The 6619-nt window shown below is 70.1% G+C and carries 5 protein-coding genes; all 5 read left to right on the top strand.

The window, feature by feature from the left end; all coding sequences use genetic code 11:
• A partial coding sequence (locus DMC18_RS23280; RefSeq protein ID WP_146218188.1) for a FecR family protein occupies positions 1–773 on the top strand: 773 nt, incomplete at its 5' end.
• A 137-nt stretch (positions 774–910) separates the two neighbouring features.
• Entirely contained in the window at positions 911–3901 is a 2991-nt protein-coding gene (locus DMC18_RS23275) for a TonB-dependent receptor (RefSeq protein WP_110118910.1), read from the top strand.
• A 113-nt stretch (positions 3902–4014) separates the two neighbouring features.
• Positions 4015–4782, top strand: coding sequence for a Slam-dependent surface lipoprotein (locus DMC18_RS23270; RefSeq protein ID WP_110118911.1), 768 nt, complete (start codon positions 4015–4017; stop codon positions 4780–4782).
• Positions 4783–4848: 66 nt separating this feature from the next.
• The gene (locus DMC18_RS23265) at positions 4849–6339 is read left to right on the top strand and encodes a surface lipoprotein assembly modifier (protein ID WP_110118912.1); all 1491 of its coding nucleotides are present in this window, start codon (positions 4849–4851) and stop codon (positions 6337–6339) included.
• Positions 6339–6619 (top strand): hypothetical protein (locus tag DMC18_RS23260; protein ID WP_199232616.1); only part of this gene is annotated, 281 nt, incomplete at its 3' end. The genes DMC18_RS23265 and DMC18_RS23260, both read left to right, overlap by 1 nt.

Raw genomic sequence — 6619 nt, 5'->3', positions numbered from 1 at the left:
CGCCCGCGAGTTCGCCGCGCCGCCGGCGACCGGGATCGGCGCCGGCGGATCTGCGCCGCCGCGCCTGGTCCGTCCCCACGGCGATCGCCGCCTGCCTGGTGCTGGCCGTCGCAAGCGGCGTCGCCGTCAGGACGATCGCGCCGCCCGACCCCGACCATCTGACCGCGCCGATCGGCGAGGTGCGCCGCCATGTGCTCGCCGACGGCAGCACCGTGACGCTCAACACCGGCGCTGTGCTCAACGTCCGCTACGGGGCCGAGGGGCGCAGGGTGCGGCTGGTGAAGGGCGAGGCCTTCTTCGACGTCGTCCATGATCCAAGCCGGCCGTTCGTGGTCGAGAGCCGGGCCGGCAGCGCCCGGGTGCTGGGTACGGCCTTCGACGTGCGGCTGAGCGGCGACAGGGCTCGGGTCAGCGTGCTGCGCGGGGCCGTGCGGGTCCAGTCGGCGCACGGCGACGGCGCGGCCGTGGTGCGGGCGGGGCAGGGGGCCTGGCTGGACGGCGCCGCGCCCCAGGCTCTGACCCTGGAAGATCCGGCGGCGGTCGACGCCTGGCGGCAGGGTCGTCTGATCGTCTACCACCGCCCGCTGTCCGAAGTGGTCGATGAGATCGGCCGCTATCGCCGGAGCAAGGTGTTCGTGCGGGGGCGGGCCCTGGCGGCCAAGCCGGTGTCGGGCGTCTTCGATGTCGGCGAACCGGACGACGCGATCGACGCCCTGGCGGCGTCACTGGGCCTGCGCATGGCCCGATTGGGCGATTTCGTCCTGCTCTACTGAAACGGTTCCGCTGTTCTGCAAAAAATGCACGCGGCGGCTAGGGGATCTCGCGGCCCGGTTTCGTCTCATCAACATTGAGATGCAATTGAGTGTCGCTCGCAACAATGGGCGGCCGCCAGACGAGATCCGCCCAAGACATGACGACGCCTGTTTTCCGCCCCGGTCTTCTCCCGCGCCTGCGCCGGCTGTCGTTGTGCCTCGCCTTGGCCTCGGCCAGCTCCCTGGCTCTGGTCGCGCTTCCCGCCGCGGCCCAGGAAGCCGCCGTCTACGAGGTGGACATTCCGGCCCAGCCGCTGCCCCAGGCGCTGGCGCAGTTCTCGCTGCAGACCAAGGTGCAGATCGTCTACGCCGTCGAAGCGCCGTACGGCCGCCGCTCGCCCGCCGTGCGCGGCCGCTTCAGCCAGGGCGAGATCCTGTCGCGCCTGCTGGCCGGCAGCGGCGTCGCCTGGCGCGAGGCGAGGCCCGGCGTCGTCACCCTGGACGCCGCGCCGACCGTCCAGGGCGCGTCCAAGGGCGCTGTCGTCACCGACGCCCTGCAGGTCGAAGGCGCTGTAGGGCAAGGCGAGACGCTGAGCGCCCGCGACGCCCTCGGCTATGACGGGATCTACGACCTCGACGGCTCGTCCGCCTATGCCGGCCGGGCGGTGGTCGAGCGCTACAAGGGCGTCAGTCCCGCCGACGTGCTCAAGGGCATGGTCAACGTCTTCAGCGGCGACGCCCGCAACAGCGGCGCGCTCGATCCCAGCGTCCGCGGTATCGAAGGACCTGGCCGCGTTCCGGTGATCATCGACGGCGGCGAGCAGGCCCTGACGGTCTGGCGCGGCTACAACGGCGCCAACAACCGCAGCTACATCGACCCCAGCCTGATCGGCGGCGTGCAGGTGCTGAAGGGGCCCTCCCTGACGGCCGGCGTCCACACCTCGACCGGCGGGGCGGTGGTCATCAGCACCCTCTCGCCGGGCGACATCCTGCGGGAAGGCGAGCGCTACGGCGCCGAGGTGCGCATCGAGGGCGGCGGCAACTCGGTCAAGCCGCGTCTGCCGACCCTGCTGACCGGCCAGGACTACCGCAATGTGCCCGGGTTTCCCGGCTCGACCGGAACCGCCGGCTATCCCAGCAGCCCCTACGCCGACCCCTCCCTGCGGGTGACGCCCAGAACCTCGGACGACAACGACCTCGTGTCGCTGGGCGATCGCGCCGCCCGCATGGCCGTGGCCGGCCGCACCGACGACGTCGAATGGCTGGTCGCCTACGCCTGGCGCGAGCGCGGCAACTACTACGCCGGCGAAACCGTGCCTGGCTATTACAGCCAGACCAACCTGCCCACGCCGTCCGGCCCGCAGGACCTGATCAAGCGCCTGGCCTTCAACTACGAGCCCGGAAACGAGGTCCCCAACACCTCCAGCGAGATGAGTTCGTGGCTGGGCAAACTGGGCTGGAAGATCAGCGACGACCAGACCCTGGAATTCGGGGTGCGCGACAGCGTCTCGACCTATGGCGAGATCATGCCCTCGCGCATCGTCTCGTCCGGCGAGAACGGCATGGGCAAGGTGCAGTGGCCGCTGAGCGAGGTCCACGCCACCGCCTACAATCTCGACCACCGCTACAAGCCCGGCGGCCGGTGGCTCGACCTGAAGAGCACGCTCTGGCTGACCCGCACCAACAGCCACACCTATTCGGCCGGCGGTTTTCCCAACTGGGCGCAGAGCGCGGCCAGTCCGATCCTCAAGAACACCGCCCTGGCCAACGCCAAGAACGACCGCTACGGCCTGAGCCTCAGCAACAAGACCCGCCTTGCCCAGAGCCTCGACCTCGTCCTGGCCGGCGACTGGCAGCACGAGAAGCTGACCTCGCCCGACGTCTGGGCCGGCACGTTCGACGGCTGGCGGCAGTACCCCCGCGCCGGCCGCCGCGAGGAGTACAATCTCCACGCCCGGGTCGAGTGGCGGCCGGTCAGCGAGATCACCCTGTCGGCCGGCCTGCGCTACTCGCACTTCTGGGCGGTCGACGACTTCCTGGCCGAGCAGATCGGCAAGGGCGTGGTGTTCACCAACTACGTCTTCACCGACGGCTCGGTGCTCTATCGCACCCTGGTCAACAGCCGCACCGTCAACAACACCATCGCCTGGCTGCCCGACAGCGAGGGCCGCTACACCCGCGCCACCAACCCTTGCGTCAACGGCTTCCTGACCAGCGTCGCCAACGCCACCGGCTACTGCGTGGCCTCGCGCAACCAGGAAGCGGTCAATCTGACCGCCGAGACCAGGCGCGGCGACGGCCTGACCCCGGTGGTCTCGGCGACCTTCAACTTCACGCCCAATGCGCGGGCCTATGTCCGCTACGCCGAGGCCTACCGCTTCCCCAGCATGTTCGAGAGCACGATCGGCTTCTCGGCCTCGACCGACCCGACCCGCCCGCTGAAGCCCGAACACGCCCGCACGTGGGAGGCGGCCTATGTGCATGACCTCTCGGCCCTGCTCGACCTGCCCGAAGGCCAGCGCGCCGACTTCAAGCTGACCTGGTTCCGAAGCGACACCCGCAACGTCATCGAGCGCGGCTCGCAACTGCTGCTGACCAATATCGACAAGCAGCTGATCGAGGGGGTCGAACTGCAGGCCCGCTACGACAACGGCCGGTTCTTCGCCGACCTCGGCGCCTCGCACATGATCAAGAACAAGGTCTGCGATCCCGAGGCGGCGATCATGAAGGCTGCGAGCACCGGCATCGTACCCGACTGCGTCAACTACGGCTTCGTCGGCGGCTATCTGCTGACCCAGGCGACGCCGACCGACACGGTCAATCTCAATCTCGGCGCCCGCTTCCTCCAGCGGCGTCTCGAGGTGGGGGTGAGGGGCGTCTACTACAGCGCCTACGACAACCCCGAGCTTGATCGCTTCATCGGCGGCGCGCGGGCCACCCGCGTCGACGGCTGGGGCCTGAACACGCCCTACCTGTGGGGCGAGATCGTCACCGTCGACGCCTACGCCAACTTCAAGCTCAACGAGAAGATCCGCTTCGAGCTGACCGGCACGAACCTCAACGACCGCTACTACACCGACCCGCTGACCCGCACGGCCCAGCCGGCGCCCGGGCGCACGCTGAAGCTCAGCATGACCGCCCGCTACTGATCCCCCCAATTCACGGTCTTCGGCGCGTCGGGATCCCCACCGGCGCGGCGGGGGCCGCTGGATGCCCCGGTCTCACCAACGAGACCATTCAACCAAGCATCGGAGAAGACGAGATGTCCCGTTCGACCTTCAAGGCGCTGATCCTGGCCCCCATCGCCGCCGTCGCCTTGGCCGGCGTCGCCCAGGCCGCCATCGTGGGCCTGTCGACCGACACCAGCCAGCTGCGCGTCGGCGCCAGCACGATCAACGCCGGTCCGCACACCTCGGGCAAGCCGGGCGTCGCCGTGGCGGCCATCGGCCTGAGCAGCTATGTCGACTTCGCCGGCCTGCAGGCCTCGGTGCCGCCGGTCAACGGCGTGACCACCATCAACAACCCCTCGACCGCGCCGGGCAGCCACAACGGCATGGGGGTGTTCAACTTCGCCAAGGTCAGCAACGCCGACCTCTATTTCGGCGAATGGTCCGACACGGCCGACGTCGCTGACGGCACCCACACCGTCTATTACGTTGGCGACAACACCGGCACGACCGTCCCGACCACCGGCACGGCCACCTATGCGGTGAAGGGCATCAGCGACTACGCCAACAACGGCATCCTGGCCGGCACGTTCAGCGCCAACTTCGGATCCGGCACGCTGAGCGGCAGCATCACCAGCGCCTCGACCGGCTACACGGTCGACATCGGCTCGGTGGGCATTTCGGGCGCCAACATCGCCAGCACCACGGCCAACGCCACGGCCACGCAAGGGGCCAGCACCCTGGCCTCGGGCGGCTCGGTCAGCGGCCAGTTCTTCGGCGCCAGCGCCGCGGCGCTCGCCGGCCTGGTCACCTTCGGCGGCAACAGCCAGTACGACACCGCCTTCGGCGGCACGAAGAACTAAGGCGCGTAACCGTCGCGCGGGGCGGGGACTTCGGTTCCCGTCCCAAGCGCGTTCGAAGGCATTCGAATGACCCGCAGGTCCGCAAGGCTTCTTTCCGTCCGCGTCGCCGCCGGCTGCGCGGCTTTCGCCGTTCTGGCGCTGGCCGGCGCCGCTCGAGCCCAGGTCGACGACGACATCCGCCTGCGCCTCGACCAGGACCTGGCCCGCAAGGCCGCCGAGCGCGAGGCCAGGACGCTGGAGGAGGCCTCGCCCTCGGTGCTGGTCATCGACGGTCAGGCCTATACGGTCGGGCCCGGCGTCGACGACGTCGGCAAGGCCCTCTACCTGTCGGTCGGTCGTCGCCAATGGGGTGATGCGCGCCGGTTCCTGAAAGCCTATCTGGCTCTGCCGGACCATGATCCGATGCTGGCCCTCTACGCCCAGGGCATGCTGGCGCGGCAGGACGGCGACCTGCGCGTCGCCGAGCGCGCTTTCCGCGACCTGCTGGCCAAGCAGCCGGACTTCATGCCGGGCAGGGTCGAGCTGGCGCGGGTATTGTTCGAGAACCAGCGCGACCGGGAGGCGCGCTCGGCGTTCCAGGCCATCCTGGCCGACCTGCCGCCGGGCGATCCGCGCGCGGCCGGCGTGCGGCGCACGGTCGAAGGTTTTGTCACCGCCCTCGATCAGCGCCGGGCCTGGCGCGGCTCGCTCGCCCTGGGCCCCGGCTACAACAGCAACATCAACCAGGCCTCGGGCAGCTATGCCTGCCTGATCCCCGGCCCCGAGGGGATCTGCTTCTTCGATCGCAAGACGCCGCAGGCCTTGGGCGCGGCGACGGTCAATTTCGAGGGGACCCTGACCCGCCGCCTGCCGCTGCGCGGTTCGGCCGGCCTTTCGCTGCGGGCGATCTCCTACGGCGAGTTCTATCCGGAGGAGCCGCGCTACAACCAAGCCACCCTGATCGGCCAGGCCGGGTTCGACTATCGCACCGCCCGCTACGCCTTCGGGATCGCGCCGTCCTTCGACGTCTCGACCTTCGGCCCCTCGCGCCTCTACGACGCGCCCGGCGTTCATGCCGAGGCAACCCGAGCGCTCGGTCCCCGGACGCTGGTGAAGCTGGAGGCCGACTACAAGGACATGCGCTATCGCCAGGCCGACTTCGCGCCGCTGGACGGCCGGCTGGTCTCGCTGTTCCTCACGGCCTGGCGCGGACTGCCGGGCGGCTGGACCGTGTTCGGCGGGGCCGACCTCGGCGACAAGGAGGCCGACCTGCCGACCAACGCCTATGGTCAGGTCGGCCTGCGCCTCGGCGCGGCCAGCCCGACCTGGAAGGGCCTGAACGGCAGTCTGTTCGCCTCGGCCCGCCGCAAGCGCTGGGACGCGATCAACGAGGCCCTGGAGGTGCGCCGCCGCGACGACGAGCAGAGTTTCACCGCCATTCTCCGCGCGCCGGGCCTGGCGCGGGCCGGGCTGACGCCCAGCCTGACCCTGCAGTACGCCAGGACCGCCAGCAGCATCGATTGGCTGTTCTCCTATGAGAAGGTCGCGGCCAGCCTGAAGCTGGAGCGGGTGTTCTGATGCTGCAATCGGTGCTTCCGTCTCCGGCCGTGCTGGAAATCCCCTATGACGGCTCCACGGCCGCCGGCGGCAGGCGGCGGTGGTCAGCGGCGCTGGCAGGGGCGGTGGCTTTGCATGTCGTCCTGGCGCTCGGCGCCTACATCCGCCTGACCTCGCCGTCCGACCTGCCGCCCGCCGCGCCCATCGAGGCGATCGCGGTCGAGTTCGCCGTCGCCCCGATCGCGCCGCCCCAGCCCAAGGACGAGCGGCCGCCGGGACCCGAAGCCAAGGCCAGTCCCGC

Origin of the sequence: Caulobacter sp. D5 (genome assembly GCF_003185805.1) — a bacterium.
In the GTDB taxonomy this organism is placed as follows: Bacteria; Pseudomonadota; Alphaproteobacteria; order Caulobacterales; family Caulobacteraceae; genus Caulobacter.
This window is presented reverse-complemented; position numbering and strand designations above follow the sequence as displayed.

Excerpts from the sequence above, each read along its gene's own strand:
- DMC18_RS23275 (WP_110118910.1), top strand. The coding sequence starts at position 911 with ATGACGACGCCTGTTTTCCGCCCCGGTCTTCTCCCGCGCCTGCGCCGG.
- DMC18_RS23270 (WP_110118911.1), top strand. The coding sequence starts at position 4,015 with ATGTCCCGTTCGACCTTCAAGGCGCTGATCCTGGCCCCCATCGCCGCC.
- DMC18_RS23265 (WP_110118912.1), top strand. The coding sequence starts at position 4,849 with ATGACCCGCAGGTCCGCAAGGCTTCTTTCCGTCCGCGTCGCCGCCGGC.